Origin of the sequence: Enterovirga rhinocerotis (assembly GCF_004363955.1) — a bacterium.
Lineage (GTDB): Bacteria > Pseudomonadota > Alphaproteobacteria > Rhizobiales > Beijerinckiaceae > Enterovirga > Enterovirga rhinocerotis.
This window is the reverse complement of sequence record NZ_SNZR01000015.1, coordinates 178972-196198: the sequence shown is the minus strand read 5'-3', so window position 1 is coordinate 196198 and position 17227 is coordinate 178972. Positions and strand designations below refer to the sequence as shown.

Below are 17227 nucleotides of genomic sequence, written 5' to 3'. Positions count from 1 at the left end.
TTGCGGGGACGTAGCCCAGAAATCCCACATCGGCTAGGCTCGACGACCGTGCCATCGACAGAGAACTTCCGGTGACGCAGAGCTGGATCGTCGTCCTGACGGCGCTGGTGTATCTGTGCCTGCTCTTCGCCATCGCCCATTGGGGCGATCTTGCCGGGCGGAGAATCATGCGGCGGCCCCTCCGCGGCACCATCTACGCGCTCGCCCTGGCCGTGTACTGCACGTCCTGGACCTTCTACGGCTCCGTCGGGCTCGCCTTCCGCTCCGGCCTGGACTTTCTCACGATCTATATCGGGCCGGTCCTCGTCATCGGGCTCGGCTATCCGTTCGTCCTGCGGATCCTGCGCATCGCCAAGGCGCAGAACATCACCTCCGTCGCGGACTTCGTGGCGGCGCGCTACGGCAAGAGCGAGAGTGTGGCCGCGCTGGTCTGCGTCATCGCCCTCGTCGCGACGATTCCGTATATCGCGCTGCAATTGAAGGCAGTGTCCTCGTCGCTCTCGGTCTTCATCGTCACCGAAAGCGGGGGCCGCCCGCCTCCACTACCCATTTTCGGCGATCTCGCGCTCATCGTGGCGCTCGTCCTGGCGGGCTTTGCCGTCGCCTTCGGGACGCGCCACGCGGACGCGACGGAGCACCAGAACGGCCTCGTCCTCGCCATCGCCGTGGAATCGATCGTCAAGCTGGCGGCCTTCCTCGCAGTCGGCCTCTTCGTCGTCTATTTCAGCTTCTCCGGCTTCTCGGAGATCGCCGCGCAGTTTCACAACGACGGGCCCGTCCACCACTCGCTCGGGCCGACCTCGTCGGCCGTGAACTACCTGACGCTGGTGCTGCTGTCCTCGTGCGCGGCCCTGCTCCTGCCGCGCCAGTTCCACATGACGGTCGTCGAGAACCGCTCGCCGGGCGATCTGCGTCAGGCGGCCTGGCTGTTCCCGCTCTACCTCGTCCTCATCAACCTGTTCGTGGTGCCGGTCGCGCTCGCCGGGCTGCATGTCCTGCCGCCCTCGGCCGATCGCGACATGACCGTCCTCACCCTGCCGCTGATGCTGGGATCGGAGACGATGGCGCTGCTCGCCTTCGTCGGCGGCCTGTCGGCCGCGACCGCCATGGTGATCGTGGACACGGTGGCCGTGTCCATCATGATCTCGAACCACCTCGTCCTGCCGCTGCTCCTGCGGCGCCGGGCCTTCTCGGCCGAGAACCGGCCAGGCGGGGACTTGCCGAACCTCGGAGCCTTCGTCCTCACGATCCGCCGCATCGCGATCGTCGCCGTCACGATGCTCGGCTACCTCTATTACCAGGTGGCGGGCGACGACGCCCTCGCCTCGATCGGGTTGCTGTCCTTCGCCGCCATCGCACAGATCGCTCCGGCCTTCGTCGGCGGCATGATCTGGCGGCGGGGGAGCGAAGCGGGCGCCAATGCCGGCCTGCTCGTCGGGCTCGGGGTCTGGACCTATACGCTGCTCCTGCCGGTCCTCGTCGCCGGATCGACCTGGGAGGGGATCATCCAGGACGGCCCGCTCGGGATCGGCGCGCTCAACCCGATCTCGCTGTTCGGCACGGACCTGCCGCGGCTCACCCACGGGACCCTCTGGAGCCTCGGCCTGAACCTCCTCGCCTATGTCTCGGTGTCCCTCATCCGCAATGCCGGAGCGCTGGAGCGCATCCAGGCCGTCGCCTTCGTCGGGGACCGGTCCGTGCCGATCTCCCCCTCGCTCAGGCTCCTGAACGCGAACGTCACGATCGACGAGTTGCGGGCGAGCGTGGCCCGCTTCCTCGGGCACGAACGGACGCACCGCTCCTTCGCGGGCTATGCGCAATCACGCGGCATCCCCCTCGACGGACGGCAGGAAGCGGACATCCATCTCCTGCGCTATGCCGAGCATCTGCTCGCCTCGGCGATCGGGGCGAGTTCGTCACGGCTCGCGCTCTCGCTGGCGCTGCGCCGCCGCAACCTTTCCGGCTCCGCCGCTCTCCGCCTCCTGGACGAGGCGTCGGCCGCGATGAAGCACAACCGCGACCTCCTGCAGCACGCCCTCGACCACGCGCAGCAGGGCATCACGGTGCTCGACGCCGATCTGCGTCTTCTCGCCTGGAACCAGTCCTTCATCGATCTCTACGAATTCCCGCCGGAGCTGATCCGGATCGGCGTCGGCCTCGAAGAAATCGTGCGGACCAACGCGGAACGCGGCGCCTACGGGCCGGGCCGTGTCGACGACCTGATCGCGCAGCGCCTCCATTCGATGCTGCACGAACAGGGGCCCGTGCGCCTGCGCCTGGCCTCGGGCCGCGTCATCTCGATCCGTTCGAACTATCTGCCCGAGGGCGGCCTCATCGCCACCTATACCGACGTCACCGAGGCCGTGGCCGAAGAGGAGGCGCGGGAGCGCGAGAACGAGACGCTCGAGGCACGCGTGCGTGAGCGGACGGAGGCGCTGATGCACCTCAACGAGGAACTCCGCCGCAAGACCCAGGAGGCGGACGACGCCAACGCCACGAAGACCCGCTTCCTCGCCGCGGCGAGCCACGACATCCTGCAGCCGCTGAACGCCGCCCGGCTCTACGCGACCTCGCTCCTCGAGCGCTCGCGCCGGACGCCCGATGCCCAGCTCGCCGAGAACATCGACGCCTCGCTCGATGCGGTCGAGGAGATCCTGACGACCCTGCTCGACATCTCGCGCTTCGATTCCGGCGCGCTCCCGCCGCAATACGCGGCGGTGTCCCTCGACGAGGTCCTCCGCCAGCTCGAACGCGAATTCGCGCCGAGCGCCCAGGAAAAGGGGCTCTCGCTCCGTTTCCTCCGCACATCCGTCACGGTGCGCACGGATCGACGCCTCCTGCGGCGCCTGCTTCAGAACCTGATCTCGAACGCCATCAAATACACGGCGTCCGGCCGGGTGCTGGTCGGGGTGAGGCGATGCGGGGACACGCCGCGGATCGAGGTCTGGGATACCGGCCTCGGGATCTCGGATGCCGACCAGCCGACCGTCTTCCGCGAGTTCCGGCGCCTGCCCGAGGGGGCGAAGGCCGCCCGTGGCGTCGGCCTCGGGCTCTCCATCGTCGACCGCATCGGCAAGGTGCTGGGACTGCGGATCAACCTCCGCTCGAGCCCCGGCCGCGGCTCGGTCTTCTCGGTCACGCTGCCGCTGACGCGCGCGACCGCGGCACCGCCTCCGCCGGCCCAGCAGCGTCGGCGCAACGCGACGCCTCTTGCCGACCTCGCCGTGCTCGCCATCGACAACGAACCGTCGGTGCGCGACGGCATGCTGCAACTTCTCGCGGGCTGGGGCTGTCAGGTGACGACGGCCGCCTCGGGCGACGAGGCGCTGGCCGCGCTCGGCCGCCTCGACCGCTCGCCGGATGTGGTCATCGCCGATTTCCATCTCGACGAAGGCGACGGGCTCGCCGCGATCGCCGCCATCCGCCGGAAGGTCGCCGACGACCTGCCGGCGATCCTGATCACGGCCGATCAGTCGCAAGGCGTCGCGCAGAACGCGAACGCGGCCCATGTCGCGGTGCTGAACAAGCCCGTGAAGCCGGCAGCGCTGCGGGCCCTTCTCGGCCGGGCGCGCGCGACGCGCCTGGCCGCGGAGTGAGGCCACGCCGTCCGCTCGGCCCGCCGAGCCGAGCGCGCGCAGCCGCTCCTACACCGCGAGGTAGCGGCTCTTGATTTCCTCGTTGTGGCGCAGCTCTTCGATCGTCGCGCGATAAACGATCTGCCCCTTGTCGACGACCGTCGCATGGGTCGCGATGCCGAGGCAGAAATGCATGTTCTGCTCGGCAAGGATGATCGTGACGCCCATGTCGCGCAGCCGCCGGATCAGATCCGCGATCGCCTGGACGATGATCGGAGCGAGCCCTTCGGAGGGCTCGTCGAGCAGGATCACGTCCGGGTTGCCCATGAGCGTGCGCGCGATGGTCAGCATCTGCTGCTCGCCGCCGGAGAGACGGCCAGCCAGGCGGGTCTTCATGCCCGCGAGGATCGGGAAGACCTCGTAGATGCGCTCCGTCGTCCAATGCGCATCGCCGCGCGGCCCCTTCTTGGCACCGACGATCAGGTTGTCGTCGACGGTGTGCTCCGGGAAGACTTGGCGATCCTCGGGCACGTAGCCGATCCCCGCCCGGGCGATCCGATACGGCGGCTTGCCGGAGACCGTCTCGCCCGCGAGGCGCACCTCGCCGCGGCTCGGCGGGGCGAGCCCGGCGATCATCTTGAACGTCGTCGACTTGCCGGCGCCGTTCCGGCCGAGAAGCGCCATCGTCTGGCCCTTCTCGACGGAGAAATCGACCCCGAACAGGATCTGGCTGGCGCCGTAGAAGACATCGGCGCCGGCGATCTTGAGAAGTGGTTCGGCCATCATTGTCCTCCGGCCGTCATTCTTGACCCGCCGCATGGGCGAGATGGTGGTCGGTCCCGAGATAGGCGTCGATGACGTCCTGATTGCGCCTGATCTCGTCGGCGGTGCCCTGGGCGAGCACCGCACCGTATTTCAGCACGTGGATCGCCTGGGCGATCTTGAAGACGATATCCATGTCGTGCTCGATGAAGAGCACGGTCATCTTCTTCACTTCCCACAGATGCTGGACCTTGCCGATCATGCGCCAGCGCTCGTCGGGTCCCATTCCTGCCGTCGGCTCGTCGAGAAGCAGGACCTTGGGGTCCATGGCGAGGGCGAGGCCGATATCGAGCAGCTTCTGATCGCCGTGGCTGAGATTGCGCGAGAGCGTGTTCGCCTTCGAGGAGAGCCCCAGCAGTTCCAGGATCTCGTCGGTGCGATGCTGCGTGCCCTCGAGCGGGAAGCGCTGCAGCAGGGTCCAGGACTTGCGCTGATGCGACGTCACGGCGGCCGTGACGGCGTCCTTGACCGTCAGGCTCGGGAACAGGGCGGCGACCTGGAAGGCTCGCGCCATGCCGAGCCGGACGACCTCGAGGCTCGAACGGCCGACGATGTCCTGCCCCGCGAAGACGACCTTGCCGGCATCCGGCCGGATCGCTCCGGAGATCAGGTTGAAGAAGGTCGTCTTCCCCGCGCCGTTCGGGCCGATGATGGCCGTCAGGGAGCCGTCGGGGAAGTCGATCGAGACATCGCGCGTCGCCTGGACGCCGCCGAAGCTCTTCGAGAGGTTCTGGACCGAGAGCATCAGGCCGCTCCTTTCTCGGAGGCGACCGAGGCCGCGGCGGCCCGCGTCTCGCGCCTGCGTTCGAGCCAGTCGACGATGTAGTCGGCGACGCCCTGGCGCAGACCGAGCACGATCACGAGGATGACGGCGCCGAGCACGAGGCCGTGATGGTCCGTGTAGATCGTCACGAAGTGATCGAGCAGCCGCAGCAGCACGGCGCCGATGACCGGACCGATGAAGAGCTGACTGCCGCCGAGCATGATCATGAAGATCGCCTCGCCCGACGTCGTCCAGAAGCCGAATTCGGGATAGGCGCCGGACACGAACAGCGCGAGCAGGACACCGCCGACGCTCGCCATCGATCCGGCGAGGACGAAGATGCCGAGCTTCACCCGCACGACGTCGGCGCCGAGGAAGTTCGCACGGGTCGGGTTGTCGCGGATCATCCGCAGCGTGAAGCCGAAGGGCGAGCGCCACACCTGCCGCATGATCGCGATGCACAGGATGAACACGACGACGCAGAACACGTAGAGCGTCATGGCGTCATTGAGGTCGATGCCGAGGAAGGGCGGGCGCGGAATGCCGCCGCGAAGCCCCTGGTCGCCGCCCGTGAGGCTCACCCAGGTCAGGATGATCGAGTGGATGAACATCTGGAAGGCGAGCGTGATGAAGGAGAAGTAGATCTCCTTCAGCCTCACGCAGATCGCTCCGATCACCAGCGCCAGGACCGCCGTGCCGCCCACCGTCGCCAGCATCGCGACCGGGATGCCGACCGTTCCGCTCTGCATGAGCAGGCCGAACATGTAGGCGCCGGAGGCGAAGAACGCCGCATGTCCGAACGAGACGAGCCCCGTCAGCCCGACGAGCAGGTTCAGGGACATCGCCAGAAGCCCGTAGGCCATGACGTAGATCAGAAAGTCCCTCAGCGCGGGCTTCGGGAAGAGGATCGGCAGGACCAGGAGAAGCGCGACGAGGACGGCGCCGACTGCGAGGTCGCGGAGCACCCCGGACTTCATCGTGCGGGCTCCCGACCGAGCAGTCCGCTCGGCTTCAAGATCAGAACAAGAGCCATCATGGCGAACATCAAGCCGTCGACGAAGAGGGGAAAGCCGATCGCGCCGAAGGCGCGGGTGAATCCGATCAGCAGCGCCGCGATCAGCGCGCCGACGATCGAGCCCATCCCGCCGATGACGGTCACGATGAAGCTCTCGATCAGGATGGACAGGCCCATGCCGGGCGTCAGGGTCCGGGTGGGGGCCGCGAGCGCGCCGGCGATGCCGGCGAGGAGGCTGCCGACGCCGAAGACCCCGGCATAGAGCATGGTCGTATTGATGCCGAGCGCGCTCACCATCGGGGGATTGATGGCCAAGGCCCGCACGATCTTCCCGAGCCTCGTCTTCTCGATCGCGAGCCACAGGCCGATACCGATCGCAAGGCTCGCCAGGATCATGAAGACGTAATAGGCGGGCACGAAGCCACCGCCGAATTCCAGCGGAGGCAGAGCGAACGCCTCCGGCATGCCCATCATCTTGTATTCCGGCCCGGCTATGATCTTCACGAGGTCATCGAAGATCAGGATCGCGGCGTAGCAGACGAGGAGCTGCATCAGCACGTCCTTGCCGTAGACGCGGCTCATGATGAAGCGTTCGAACAGGATGCCGATCAACCCGACGCCGAGCGCACCGGCGAGGAAGGCGACCGCGAAGCTCTCCGTGGCCTGGTAGGCCGCGTAGGCGAAATAGGCGCCGACCATGTAGAAGGCGCCGTGCGCGAAGTTGATCACGCCGAGCACGCCGAAGATCAGCGACAGCCCGGACGCCACCATGAACAGCAGCATGCCGATGATGAGCGCGGTTGAGACCTGCGTGACCGCGCAGGCGCTTGTCGAGAGACAAGAGGCCAGGGCTTCGAGATTCAACGGAGACTCCGACTAACGGATCGGATGTCCCTTGCGGGACATGAAGTCTCCGGGCCGAGGCCCGGAGACGGTGAGCGGCAGAGGCCGGATCGGCGACGCGAGGATGCGACCTCTCATGTCGCAGCGCGCCGATCGCCTTCTCCCGCAAGAGGACGGGAAAGAGCCCGGGGGACCGAGATCAGGCCCAGCCCTTCTCCTTCTTCCACTGCTGTTCGATCTCGAGGATCTTCGACCACTCGGTATCGACGTAATCGACGACCCACGGGGCCTTCGACACGGTCTTACCCCAGGCGACGGGGTAGTTGATGATGGTATGATCCGTGTCGCGCATGGTGATGGTGCCGCCGACGCCGAGCGGCGTCTTCAGCTGCATGCCGCTGACCTCGGATGCGAGCGCAGCGCCGTCCGTCTTGCCGGCCGTCCGCTTCAGCGCCTCGATGACGAAATTCGCCGCGACGAAGTTCTGCCAGCCCCAGTTCGTCGGCTCGTGCTTCACGAGCTTGACGTACTCGTCGTTGAACTGCTCGTTGCCCGGATTGTCGGGGAACTTCTTGTTGTAGCGATAGGCCGTGTTCAGGCCCTGGGGCAGGTTCTTGATCGCCGTCAGGATCGGCGGATCGCCGAGGCCTCCCGAGAAGAAGGCCGTGTTCTGGAACACGCGATAGAGGTTCGACTGCTCGATGAAGGCGACGAGATCGCCGCCCCACAGCGCCGAATACACGGCCTGCGGCTTCACCTGCATCGTCTTGGTGATGCTCTCGGTGTAATCCGGCGCGAACAGCTTCGGCCAAAGCTGGTCGACCACCTCGATCGACGGCTCGAAGACCTTGGCGTATTGGATGAACTCCGCCGTGTTGTCACGCCCGTAGGCGTAGTCCGGCGAAATGGTCATCCACTTCTTGAGGCCCTTCTCCTTGGCGATCTTCGCCGCGTAGGAGCCGCCGGCCACCGCGTCGTGGATGCCCTGGCGGGCGCAGCGGAAGGCCGTCTTGACCTTCTGCTTCGGGTCGGCCGTCAGGGTCGAGGATTCCGAGTTCGTGTGGAGGCACAGGACGCCGAGATCGCGGATGACCTCGTGCACGGCGAAGGAGCCCGAGGAGGCTTCGCCATCGAGGATGATTTCGCAGCCGTCGTTGTTGATCAGGTCGCGCGTGACCTTCGCCGCCTCGTCCGGACGGCCCTTGGAATCGCGGGTGACCAGTTCGAGCTTGCGCCCATCGATGCCGCCGGCGGCGTTGATGGCGTTGAACGCGACCTGGACGCCGGGAATGCTCGACGTTCCAAGGATCGCGACGCGGCCCGACAGGATCGTCGGCATGCCGACCTTGATGACCTTCGCCTGGGCGCCCGCGATATGCGGGAAGCCAGTGACCGCGGCTCCGGCAACGGCACCGCCGATGAAGGTGCGGCGCCCGATACCGCTCTTGATCTCACTCATTCCATTCCTCCCTGGTATCTCTGAGGGTTTTCCCCCCCGCTCGTCTTGTTTGACGTCGGGATGAACCCTGGCCATTCCCTCGATCTTGCGCAAGCCGGTTTATTGGCGCGCACCCTGATTACCTCTGCAGAGGGACTCAATGCCCGGCCGCTCCGGTCGCTGCCGCCGGCGCGTCGCCGGACGGGGCGCTCTGGAACGCTCCACGCAGCGCGGCACCCACATAGGCGATGATGCCGGCCGTCGGACGAATCACTTTCGTCATGGTCAGGATGCCGTGCGTCTGATCGGCGAGATGCAGCGCCGTCACGGCCACGCCGTCCCGCTCCAGCCGCTCCGCATAACGCCGCCCTTCCTCCCCCAGCGGATCGTGGCCGCAGGTCACGACCAGCGCGGGCGGGAGCCCGGCAAGCGTCGCGGCCTTGATCGGCGAGGCCCGCCAATCCGCGCGCGTCGAGACGTCCGGCGCGTAGTGGTCGAGGAAATACGCCATCGTCGCCCCGGTGATCGTCATTCCTGGGCTGTTCGGCCCGTAATCCTCGATCGTCCGGTCGAGATCGACCACGGGATAGAGGAGGATCTGGAACCGGGCGGGGGCTAGGCTCCCGTCGCGCGCCATGATCGCGAGGACCGCCGCAAGGTTGCCGCCCGCGCTGTCGCCGCCGAGCGCGAGACGCCCCGGGTCGACCCGGAGAGAGCCCGCCTCGCGCGCCACGTGGCCATAGGCCGACGCGCAATCCTCGACGGCGGCAGGGAACGGATGCTCGGGCGCGAGGCGGTAATCGACGGCGACGACGCAGCACCCCGCCTCGTTCGCGAGGCGGCAGCAGAGCCCGTCGTGGGATTCGAGATTGCCGAAGACCCAGCCGCCGCCATGCATGTAGACGAGGCAGGGCAGGATCTCGTCAGCCGTCGCGCCGACCGGGCGATACAGCCGGAGCGCGAGCGGACCGCCGGGGCCCGCGATCGTGATGTCGCGCTTCTCGGACACGGCATCGGGCGGAAGCTGCAGGAGATCGCGGCGCGATGCATAGGCGCGGCGCGCCTCGTCCGGCGACATCGCCTCGAACGGCAGGCTGCCCGCAGCCTTGCCGGCCGCGATGAGCGCCTCCACGTCCGGATGGACTGCCCGCATGGCCTCTCCTCAAGTCCTTCCCGAACCGGCATCGTGACCGGGTGGTTGATTTGGCGGTGTCGTTCGCAGGGCGCCGCAGCAGCGGGCGGCGCCCCTCGCGGGCGCACCTGCCCGCGTCTCTCGAGGCGGGCCCGAGGCCCGCCGTCCCGCAGCGTTCGTCCGCCGGCGGGAGCCGGTCTCTCAGCTCAGAGAGAAGCCGCGATAGCCGCCCTGCGCGACCTCATCGCAGATCCCGGTGTAGCGGGCGAACCCTCCGGCATAGGGCATGAAGACCCGCGGCTTCCCGGGCACGTTGGCCCCGAGATACCAGGACGAGCTCGCCATCGGCAGCAGCGTCGCATCGGCGGCCGCATTGACGTGCTCGACCCACTTCTCGGCCGCGTCGGGCTCCGCCTCGATCCGCTTCAGCCCCTTCTCCCGCATGTCCTTGATGCAGGCCGTGATCCAGTCGACATGCTGCTCGATGGCGATCGGCATGTTGCAGAGCACCGACGGGCTGCCGGGACCGGTGATCGTGAACAGGTTCGGGAAGTGGGGCGTCTGAAGGCCGAGATAGGTGCGCGGACCGGCCGCCCACGCCTCCTTGAGCTGATAGCCCTTGCTGCCGGCGATGTTCAGCGAGAGCAGCGCTCCCGTGAGCGCATCGAAGCCGGTCGCGAAGACGACGATGTCGAGCTCGTATTCCTTCTCCGTCGTCCGGATCCCCTTCTCGGTGATCTCGACGATCGGCTCCTTCTTGAGGTCGACGAGGAGCACGTTGTCCCGGTTGAAGGTATCGAAATAGTTCGTGTCGATCGGCGGACGCTTGGTGGCGAAGCCGTGATCGTAGGGCGTCAGTCGCTCCGCGACCTCCGGATCCTTCACGATCTCCTTGATCTTGCTGCGCAGGAAGTTCGAGGCGACCTCGTTGGACTTCGGGTTCATCAGGACATCGCTGAACGCCGCGCGGAAGCGCAGCCCGCCGCGGGCCCAGGCCTTCTCGAAGATCTCTTCGCGCTCGTCGTCGGAGACCGCGAGCGCCGATTGCTCGGAGACGGTGAAAGGATGACCGTTCGTGCTGGCCCGCGCGCGGCGCCAGATGTCGTCGTAATGCGTGCGCGTGAGACGGATATCGTCCTGCGTCACAGGCGCGTTGCGGGCCGGAATGCTGTAATTGGCGGTGCGCTGGAAGACGGTCAGGTGCTTCGACTGCTCGGCGATCACCGGAACGGCCTGGATGCCGGTCGAGCCTGTTCCGATCTGGCCGACGCGCTTGCCGGAGAAGTCGACGCCTTCATGCGGCCAGTCGCCCGTGTGGTACCACTTGCCCTTGAAGTCCTCGAGGCCCTTGAACTTCGGCACGTTCGTCGTCGACAGGCAGCCGACCGCGGTGATCAGGAACGGGGCCTTGAAGGTCTCGCCGCTTTCCGTCTCGACGGTCCAGGTGTTCGTGGCGTCGTCGAACGACGCGCCGACGACCTTCGTCTCGAGCTGGATGTCGCGCTTGAGGTCGAGCCGGTCGGCCACGAAGTTCAGGTATTTCCGGATCTCGGGATGCTCGGGATAGCGCTCGCTCCACTCCCATTCCTGCTCGATCTCCTTGTTGAAGGAGTAGCAGTAGTAGTAGCTCTCGCTGTCGCAGCGCGCGCCCGGATAGCGGTTCCAGTACCAGGTGCCGCCGATGCCGGCGCCCTTCTCCAGGACGCGGACATTGAGCCCGAGTTCGTCGCGCAGCTTGTGGAGCTGGTAGAGGCCGGAAAAGCCGGCGCCGATGATGATGGCGTCAAGGGCCTTCGGGCCCGAACCGTTCGTCTGTGTCGCAGACACTGTGTCTCTCCTCCAATCTCGACGCGCGGGAGCCTTTGGCTCGGCGCTGTATTTTTTGGTGGCGCGAGGCGAGTGTCCGCCCTCAATCCGCGCAACAGGGCTACCACCATAATCGCTTGCGCGGGATCAATCCATTTCCTAGAATTCAAACCCTGCGTGAACTGAATTCACACTTCGAGCCATGAACCGCTACGCCGAAATGCTCGTCTTCGTCCGCGCCGCGGAGGACGGCAGCTTCTCGGCCGCCGCACGCAATCTCGCTCTGACGCCCTCGGCCGTCAGCAAGTTGATCTCGCGGATCGAGGCCAGGCTCGGGGTCCTTCTGTTCCGACGCGCCCACCGCGCGATCGCGCTGACCCCCGAGGGTGAAACCTTTTACAAGGCGAGCCTGGCCGCGATCGAAGCCGTGGAGGCGGCCGATGCCGCCGTGTTCTCGGGCCATGTCGGACGGGAGACGCTACGGATCCGCTCCATGCCGATCTTCGCGACCCATGCCCTCGCGCCGAGGCTGCAGGGATTCTGCCGGCGGCATCCCCTGCTCAAGGTCGAGGTCCAGTTGCGAATCGATCCCGGCAACCTCCTCGGAGAGGGGATGGACGTCGCCATCCAGGTGGGAGCGCTGCACGATTCCTCGCTCGTCGCGCGCCGCTTCTCAAGCACGCGCTGGATCATCTGCGCGGCGCCGGACTATCTGGCCGCCCACGGCGCCCCGTCCCACCCCGACGACCTCGACCGGCATGTCTGCCTGAACTTCATCCCGAGCATCGGCGCGCGGATCTGGACGGTCCGCGGCGAGGGTTCGCCATCGCGCGCGCTCGATATCGACGCCGCCGTCCTCAGCAACCAGGCCTCGATGCTGATGGCCTTGGCGCGGACCGGGATGGGGATCGTGCGCCTGACCGAATTCCAGGTCGCCGATTCTCTCGCCTCAGGCGAACTGGTCGAGCTGTTCCCCGACCACCAGAGTCACGAAGAGGATCCGATCTACGTCGTCTACCAGAGCCGGCGGCATCTCAGCACGCGGGTCCGGGCCTTTCTCGACTTCCTCGACGAATCCTTCTCCGACCCGCCGCCCTGGCGGTACTGGCGGCCCGACGCGGGGACGGCTCACTCCCCCTCGTAATCGACACCGACGAATGTCAGTCCCGCCGCGGGAGCGAGGGGGCCGCAGGCCGCCCGGTCGCAGGCATCGAGCGCGGCCCGGACCTGGGCCACGCTCCAGCGCCCTCCCCCCGCCTGAGCGATCGTGCCGACGAGCGAGCGAACCTGGTGATGGAGAAAGGACCGCGCCGCCGCCTTCACGCGGATCTCGTCGCCCTCCCGCGTCACGTCGAGCTGCTCAAGCGTCCGGATCGGACTGTTGGCCTGGCATTCCGAGGCGCGGAAGGTCGTGAAATCGTGGCGTCCGATCAGCGTCTGCGCCGCCTCGTGCATCACCGCCGCGTCGAGCCGCCACGGCACGTGCCAGTAACGCGTCCGGTCCAGAGCCGGCGGGGAGCGGCGGTTCAGGATGCGATAGACGTAGTGCCGCCGGATCGCCGAGGTGCGAGCGTGAAACGTCTGCGGCGCCGCAAAGGCCGCGACGACGGCGACGGGATCCGGACGCAGATGCGCATTCGCAGCGTCGCGGATCGTATCGGGCCGCCATTCGCGCGCGACGTCGAAATGAACGACCTGATGCGAGGCATGGACGCCGGCATCGGTCCGGCCGGCGCAATGCAGCCGGACGGCTTCGCCGAGGAACCGCCCCAGCGCCCGCTCCAGGGCCTCCTGAACGGAGCGGCCGTTGCGCTGGTGCTGCCAGCCCGAGAAGGGCGTGCCGTCATACTCGACGACGAGCCGATAGCGGGGCATCTCAGGCCGCCGGCTTGACGCCGCGCCAGAAGGCGTCCGCCTCGATCGGCCCCTTGCCCGGGCGCTGCACGAGAAGCGGCCGGTAGGCGCCATCCGCGCAGGCGATCAGGCCGCCCGGCAGGACAGTCCCGGGCTCGCCGCTGCCGGCTTCCGGCTTCCCCCTCAGGATCTTGATGCGCTCCGGACCGCGGCCGAGATCGAGCTCGACATAGGCACCGGGCGCCGGAGAGAGGCCGCGCACGAGATCGTGCACCCGCCCGGCCGGCTGGCTCCAGTCGATTCGCGCCTCCTCGTTGCCGATCTTGCGGGCATAGGTGACGCCGTCCTCGGGCTGCGGCCGGAAGGCGAGCGTCCCGGCTTCAAGGGGGCCGAGTGCCTCAGCCATCAGGCGCGCGCCCTCGGCGGCGAGGATGTCGTGAAGGTCTCCGGTCGTCTGGTCCCGGCCGATGGGAATGCGCGTCTCGAGCCCGATGGGGCCGGTATCGAGCCCCTCCTCCATCCGCATCACCGCAACGCCCGTCTCCGCGTCGCCGGCCATCACGGCCCGGTGGATCGGCGCCGCGCCGCGCCAGCGCGGAAGGAGCGAGGCATGGAGGTTGAGGCAGCCGAGGCGCGGCGCGTCCAGGATCGGCTTCGGCAGCAGCAGGCCGTAGGCGACGACCACGGCGACATCGGCTTCACGCGCCTCGAACCCGGCGCGATCGGCCGGATCGCGGAAATTCGGCGGCGTCAGGACCGGGATCCCCCGGCCTTCGGCCGCCTGATGGACCGGCGACGGCCGCTGCTTCAGCCCCCGTCCCGTCGCGGCCGGAGCGCGCGTATAGGCCGCGACGATCGCATGCCCCGCCTCCGCCACGGCCTCCATCACGGGAACGGCAAAGGCCGGCGTCCCCATAAAGACGACGCGCAGGCTCATCCGCCCGCGGCGTCGCGCTTTGCCGCCTTCTCGAATTTCTTCACGACGCGCGAGCGCTTGAGCCGCGAGAGGTGGTCGATGAACAGCGTCCCGTCGAGATGGTCGATCTCGTGCTGGAGGCAGGTCGCGAGGATCCCGTCCGCCTCGGCCTCGACCACCACGCCCTCGAGATCGCGGTAGCGGTAGCGGATACGATCCGGCCGCTCGATCTCCTCGTAATAGTCCGGGATGGAGAGGCAGCCTTCCTCGTGGACGCGAAGCTCCTCGGAGGTCCAGGTGATCTCGGGATCGACGAGGACGATCGGCCGGCGCTCCTCATCCTTCTTGGCGGTGTCGATCACGACGAGCCGCTTCGGTACGCCGATCTGGATCGCGGCGAGACCGATGCCCGGGGCATCGTACATCGTCTCCAGCATGTCGACCGAAAGCGCGCGAATCTCGTCCGTCACGGTGCCGACGGGCGCCGATACGAGCTTCAACCGGTGATCCGGCAGTTCCAGGATCTTTCTGAGGGCCATCGGCGCGAGATAGGATGCCGTCCGCGGGTGGTCAATCGCCCGTTGCGGGCGAAGCGCCGCTGTCGCACCGGGTCCGGGCACCCTGTCTTGCGAGCGCGGTGCAAACGAGCGCGTCGAACGCGCCGTCGTCGGCCGGCGCGGAGACCGGGCGCGCGCCCTCCCCCTGTTCGAGACGCGCGATGAGGCGCGCGCCGTCGGGAGCGGCCGGATCGATCCAGACGACCCCCATGCCATGGTCGAGGGCCTCGGCGAGCACGCTCGCGGTCCCGCCGATTCCTGCGGCCGCGGCCCCGTCCCAGACCGCGATCAGGCAATCGATCCGGCGGACGAGAGCCCGCCCCAACGCCTCGTACTGACGGTCGCGCGCGGCACCGGTGGGGGCCGGATCCCGCCCGATGAGGGGCAGTTCCGTGACCGACGCGGCACAGGCGAGATGGCGGTCGAGGGCGTCGAGAGCCGGGCTGGTCGTCTCGCCCTCGGGCAGGAAGTCCGCAGCATAGACCGCCCGCGGCATGGGCAGCAGCGCTTCGCGCTCCCAATGGGCGGGAGCCGCCTCCGCGGCGAGGCTGTCGGCGCCTTCGGCAAGGGCCGTGACGAGCCGGCATCCAGGCCGGCTCGACGCCTGAAGGCGCAGCAGCGAGGCCTCGATCGCGCGCATCGTCCCGGCGAGCGTCTGCCGGATGCGCTCCGGCAGATCGCCCGGCAACTTGTTCGGGCGATGCCCGGTGATGCCGACGCGGAGTGTCGGACGCGGCCGGGCAAGCCGGCCGGGTCCGCCGTCAGGCGCGCCTTCGGGATGGCTGTCCGGCTCGGCCAAAGGGCAGCCCTTCGGTCAAGACGAGAGCCGCGGCGCGGAGCCGACCGTCCCGATCAATTGGACAGGAGGGTCTTGAGGGCGTTGCCGAAGATGGCGCCCGAAACGGCGAAATTGCCGGGCCCGACCCCGCCATAGAGCTGGCCGTCGAGCTGCAGCACGACGGCGCCGTCGTCATTCGTGTAGAGCCGCGCGAAGCGGTTGTTGCTGTTGAAGCGGTTCAGGAAATCGGCATTGACCTGCTGCTTCCCGAAATTGGTCAGGAAGAGGTAGCTCGAACAGCCGTCCTGCTTGCAATCGACGAGACCGACCACGACGGGCGTGCCGTTCACCTCCATCTTCACGGCCTTGAGGCCGCCATCGAGGTTGAGCATCTGGCCACCCTTGAAGCCGGCCGATTGCAGGACGCGCACGGCGGCTTCCGGCGAGATCCGCTCGATGACATTGGTCTGCTGCTGCGGGGCGCCGCCACCGCCGCCCAAGCCACCGCCGCCGCCACCGGCCGGCCGGTCGAGCCTGATCTGCGCCGCGGCGCCTCCCGCCAGCCCGACGGCCAGAACGGTCCCGGCCAGAACTGCAACGACCCGTGACTTCATGGTCCTACCCCGTCATAACGGCGGTGCCCGCCGGTTCGCGCGACAGCTAGACAGCCATCGCCGGCAAACCGCAAGAGCTATTCGGACTCGGCTCGACCGATACATTGAAAATCCACGTCCAGGCCATCGAAACGCCGCATTGAAACGTATAGATCAGGTCAGTTGAGAGGGATCATGGAAATGAGCAAGATTTCAGTTCGGTTTCTTGTTGGTTTCGTCGCCGTAACGGCAGCGGGAGCAGCGGCGGCTCAAAATCTCGATCCGGCGAGCCTGTCGAACAGCGTGTCCTCGCAGATTTCCTCGGTCGGAAGCACGGTGTCCGACACCAAGCTGAACACGCCGTCCAGCGCTCTCTCCCTTCCCACCGCGTCCTCGCCTGCCGCGAACATGATGTCCGCGCTCAAGGCATCGGGCAGCGAGATGCCGATCGCGAATGCGAAGCTCGGCACGGGGTCGGGCGTCGCTGCTCCGAGCGCTTCCAATCCCTTCGCGGAGCAAGCCAAGAATTCGATCGCGAACGCGGCCAACGCGCTCAGCACCGGCGCCGACAACGCGCTCGCAGGCTCTCAGGCGGTCGCCTTCATCGGCGCCGGGACGACCAACATGGCCGATACGCTCGCCGCCCAGGCGACGACCAGCCAGCGCATCCAGATCCGTTAAGAAGCGCTCCTTCGGGAGCCTCGCAGCCGATGTGGCCTCGCGCCGCATCGGCTTTTTTCATGTCGGCGCGACCTCGGACCCGGCGCGCCGGACGCTCAGCAATCCGAGACGCCATCCCCTGCGCGCGCCAGCGGCCTGCCGTTCACGAAGACCGTGGACGAGCCCTGCACCACGACGCCGCAGCGCGTCCGGTCCCCGACCCTCACGGCGGGCTTGCCGTTGATGAAGACGTTCGGCGACCCCTCGACCGCCCCGGCCCCGCCGTTGCTGGTGGCATCGCCGGAGCGAGCCGCCGGCAGGCCGTCGACCGTCACGGACGAACTGCCCCTCGCGATCACGCCCGGTTGCGGCGCTTCCGCCGGAGCGGGAGACGGGCTCTGGGCCTGGGTCTGTGCCACGGCCGGCCCGGCGAGGGCGACCAGGGCGACAAGCGGATAAAGACGGATTCTCATGA

Annotated in this window: 16 protein-coding genes; 3 read left to right on the top strand and 13 right to left on the bottom strand. The window is 67.7% G+C overall.

Going from position 1 to position 17227, the window contains the following annotated elements; all coding sequences use genetic code 11:
• The first annotated feature begins 71 nt into the window (after window positions 1-71).
• The gene (locus EV668_RS19855; RefSeq protein ID WP_133773384.1) at window positions 72-3596 is read left to right on the top strand and encodes a hybrid sensor histidine kinase/response regulator; all 3525 of its coding nucleotides are present in this window, start codon (window positions 72-74) and stop codon (window positions 3594-3596) included.
• Window positions 3597-3644: 48 nt separating this feature from the next.
• Here EV668_RS19855 and EV668_RS19850 read toward each other — a convergent pair whose 3' ends face one another.
• The 7 genes from EV668_RS19850 to EV668_RS19820 form a co-directional block, all read right to left on the bottom strand.
• Window positions 3645-4358, bottom strand: coding sequence for an ABC transporter ATP-binding protein (locus EV668_RS19850; RefSeq protein ID WP_133773382.1), 714 nt, complete (start codon window positions 4356-4358; stop codon window positions 3645-3647).
• 16 nt (window positions 4359-4374) lie between these two features.
• Window positions 4375-5142 (bottom strand): ABC transporter ATP-binding protein, encoded by a 768-nt coding sequence (locus EV668_RS19845; RefSeq protein ID WP_133773380.1) that lies wholly within the window; start codon window positions 5140-5142, stop codon window positions 4375-4377.
• Window positions 5142-6137, bottom strand: coding sequence for a branched-chain amino acid ABC transporter permease (locus EV668_RS19840; RefSeq protein WP_133773378.1), 996 nt, complete (start codon window positions 6135-6137; stop codon window positions 5142-5144). Before EV668_RS19840 ends, EV668_RS19845 begins: the two co-directional genes overlap by 1 nt.
• Window positions 6134-7039 carry a branched-chain amino acid ABC transporter permease gene (locus EV668_RS19835; protein WP_133773376.1) on the bottom strand — a complete coding sequence of 302 codons (906 nt, stop codon included), beginning with the start codon at window positions 7037-7039 and terminating at the stop codon, window positions 6134-6136. The genes EV668_RS19840 and EV668_RS19835 overlap by 4 nt, the downstream gene beginning before the upstream one ends.
• A 178-nt stretch (window positions 7040-7217) precedes the next feature.
• Complete coding sequence (locus EV668_RS19830; RefSeq protein ID WP_133773374.1) at window positions 7218-8477, bottom strand: ABC transporter substrate-binding protein; 1260 nt, start codon at window positions 8475-8477, stop codon at window positions 7218-7220.
• 136 nt (window positions 8478-8613) lie between these two features.
• The gene (locus EV668_RS19825) at window positions 8614-9609 is read right to left on the bottom strand and encodes an alpha/beta hydrolase (protein WP_133773372.1); all 996 of its coding nucleotides are present in this window, start codon (window positions 9607-9609) and stop codon (window positions 8614-8616) included.
• A gap of 180 nt (window positions 9610-9789) precedes the next feature.
• Window positions 9790-11415 (bottom strand): flavin-containing monooxygenase, encoded by a 1626-nt coding sequence (locus EV668_RS19820; protein ID WP_133773370.1) that lies wholly within the window; start codon window positions 11413-11415, stop codon window positions 9790-9792.
• A 181-nt stretch (window positions 11416-11596) separates the two neighbouring features.
• Here EV668_RS19820 and EV668_RS19815 point away from each other — a divergent pair, with 181 nt between their 5' ends.
• Window positions 11597-12538 carry a LysR family transcriptional regulator gene (locus EV668_RS19815; protein ID WP_133773368.1) on the top strand — a complete coding sequence of 314 codons (942 nt, stop codon included), beginning with the start codon at window positions 11597-11599 and terminating at the stop codon, window positions 12536-12538.
• Here the strand turns inward: EV668_RS19815 and truA are convergent.
• From truA to EV668_RS19790, 5 genes are read right to left on the bottom strand one after another with little or no spacing between them, the layout of a single operon-like run.
• The gene (gene truA, locus EV668_RS19810; protein WP_133773366.1) at window positions 12523-13269 is read right to left on the bottom strand and encodes a tRNA pseudouridine(38-40) synthase TruA; all 747 of its coding nucleotides are present in this window, start codon (window positions 13267-13269) and stop codon (window positions 12523-12525) included. The genes EV668_RS19815 and truA overlap by 16 nt on opposite strands.
• Before the next feature lies 1 nt (window position 13270).
• The gene (fmt, locus tag EV668_RS19805; protein ID WP_133773364.1) at window positions 13271-14185 is read right to left on the bottom strand and encodes a methionyl-tRNA formyltransferase; all 915 of its coding nucleotides are present in this window, start codon (window positions 14183-14185) and stop codon (window positions 13271-13273) included.
• Window positions 14182-14703 carry a peptide deformylase gene (def, locus tag EV668_RS19800; RefSeq protein ID WP_133773362.1) on the bottom strand — a complete coding sequence of 174 codons (522 nt, stop codon included), beginning with the start codon at window positions 14701-14703 and terminating at the stop codon, window positions 14182-14184. Before def ends, fmt begins: the two co-directional genes overlap by 4 nt.
• A gap of 31 nt (window positions 14704-14734) precedes the next feature.
• Window positions 14735-15520, bottom strand: a complete 786-nt coding sequence (locus EV668_RS19795; RefSeq protein WP_133773360.1) for a hypothetical protein — start codon at window positions 15518-15520, stop codon at window positions 14735-14737.
• 53 nt (window positions 15521-15573) lie between these two features.
• Window positions 15574-16113, bottom strand: coding sequence for a type III secretion system chaperone family protein (locus tag EV668_RS19790; protein WP_133773358.1), 540 nt, complete (start codon window positions 16111-16113; stop codon window positions 15574-15576).
• A 180-nt stretch (window positions 16114-16293) separates the two neighbouring features.
• Between EV668_RS19790 and EV668_RS19785 the strand changes: the two genes are divergently transcribed.
• Complete coding sequence (locus EV668_RS19785; RefSeq protein WP_133773356.1) at window positions 16294-16773, top strand: hypothetical protein; 480 nt, start codon at window positions 16294-16296, stop codon at window positions 16771-16773.
• Window positions 16774-16868: 95 nt separating this feature from the next.
• Here EV668_RS19785 and EV668_RS19780 read toward each other — a convergent pair whose 3' ends face one another.
• A complete protein-coding gene (locus tag EV668_RS19780) occupies window positions 16869-17225 on the bottom strand; it encodes a PAAR domain-containing protein (protein WP_133773354.1) in 357 nt (118 codons plus the stop codon).
• Window positions 17226-17227 lie beyond the last annotated feature (2 nt).

Coding starts and splice junctions, on each gene's coding strand:
- EV668_RS19850 (WP_133773382.1), bottom strand. CDS start 4,358: ATGGCCGAACCACTTCTCAAGATCGCCGGCGCCGATGTCTTCTACGGC.
- EV668_RS19845 (WP_133773380.1), bottom strand. CDS start 5,142: ATGCTCTCGGTCCAGAACCTCTCGAAGAGCTTCGGCGGCGTCCAGGCG.
- EV668_RS19840 (WP_133773378.1), bottom strand. CDS start 6,137: ATGAAGTCCGGGGTGCTCCGCGACCTCGCAGTCGGCGCCGTCCTCGTC.
- EV668_RS19830 (WP_133773374.1), bottom strand. CDS start 8,477: ATGAGTGAGATCAAGAGCGGTATCGGGCGCCGCACCTTCATCGGCGGT.
- EV668_RS19825 (WP_133773372.1), bottom strand. CDS start 9,609: ATGCGGGCAGTCCATCCGGACGTGGAGGCGCTCATCGCGGCCGGCAAG.
- EV668_RS19815 (WP_133773368.1), top strand. CDS start 11,597: ATGAACCGCTACGCCGAAATGCTCGTCTTCGTCCGCGCCGCGGAGGAC.
- truA (WP_133773366.1), bottom strand. CDS start 13,269: ATGCCCCGCTATCGGCTCGTCGTCGAGTATGACGGCACGCCCTTCTCG.
- fmt (WP_133773364.1), bottom strand. CDS start 14,185: ATGAGCCTGCGCGTCGTCTTTATGGGGACGCCGGCCTTTGCCGTTCCC.
- def (WP_133773362.1), bottom strand. CDS start 14,703: ATGGCCCTCAGAAAGATCCTGGAACTGCCGGATCACCGGTTGAAGCTC.
- EV668_RS19790 (WP_133773358.1), bottom strand. CDS start 16,113: ATGAAGTCACGGGTCGTTGCAGTTCTGGCCGGGACCGTTCTGGCCGTC.
- EV668_RS19785 (WP_133773356.1), top strand. CDS start 16,294: ATGAGCAAGATTTCAGTTCGGTTTCTTGTTGGTTTCGTCGCCGTAACG.
- EV668_RS19780 (WP_133773354.1), bottom strand. CDS start 17,225: ATGAGAATCCGTCTTTATCCGCTTGTCGCCCTGGTCGCCCTCGCCGGG.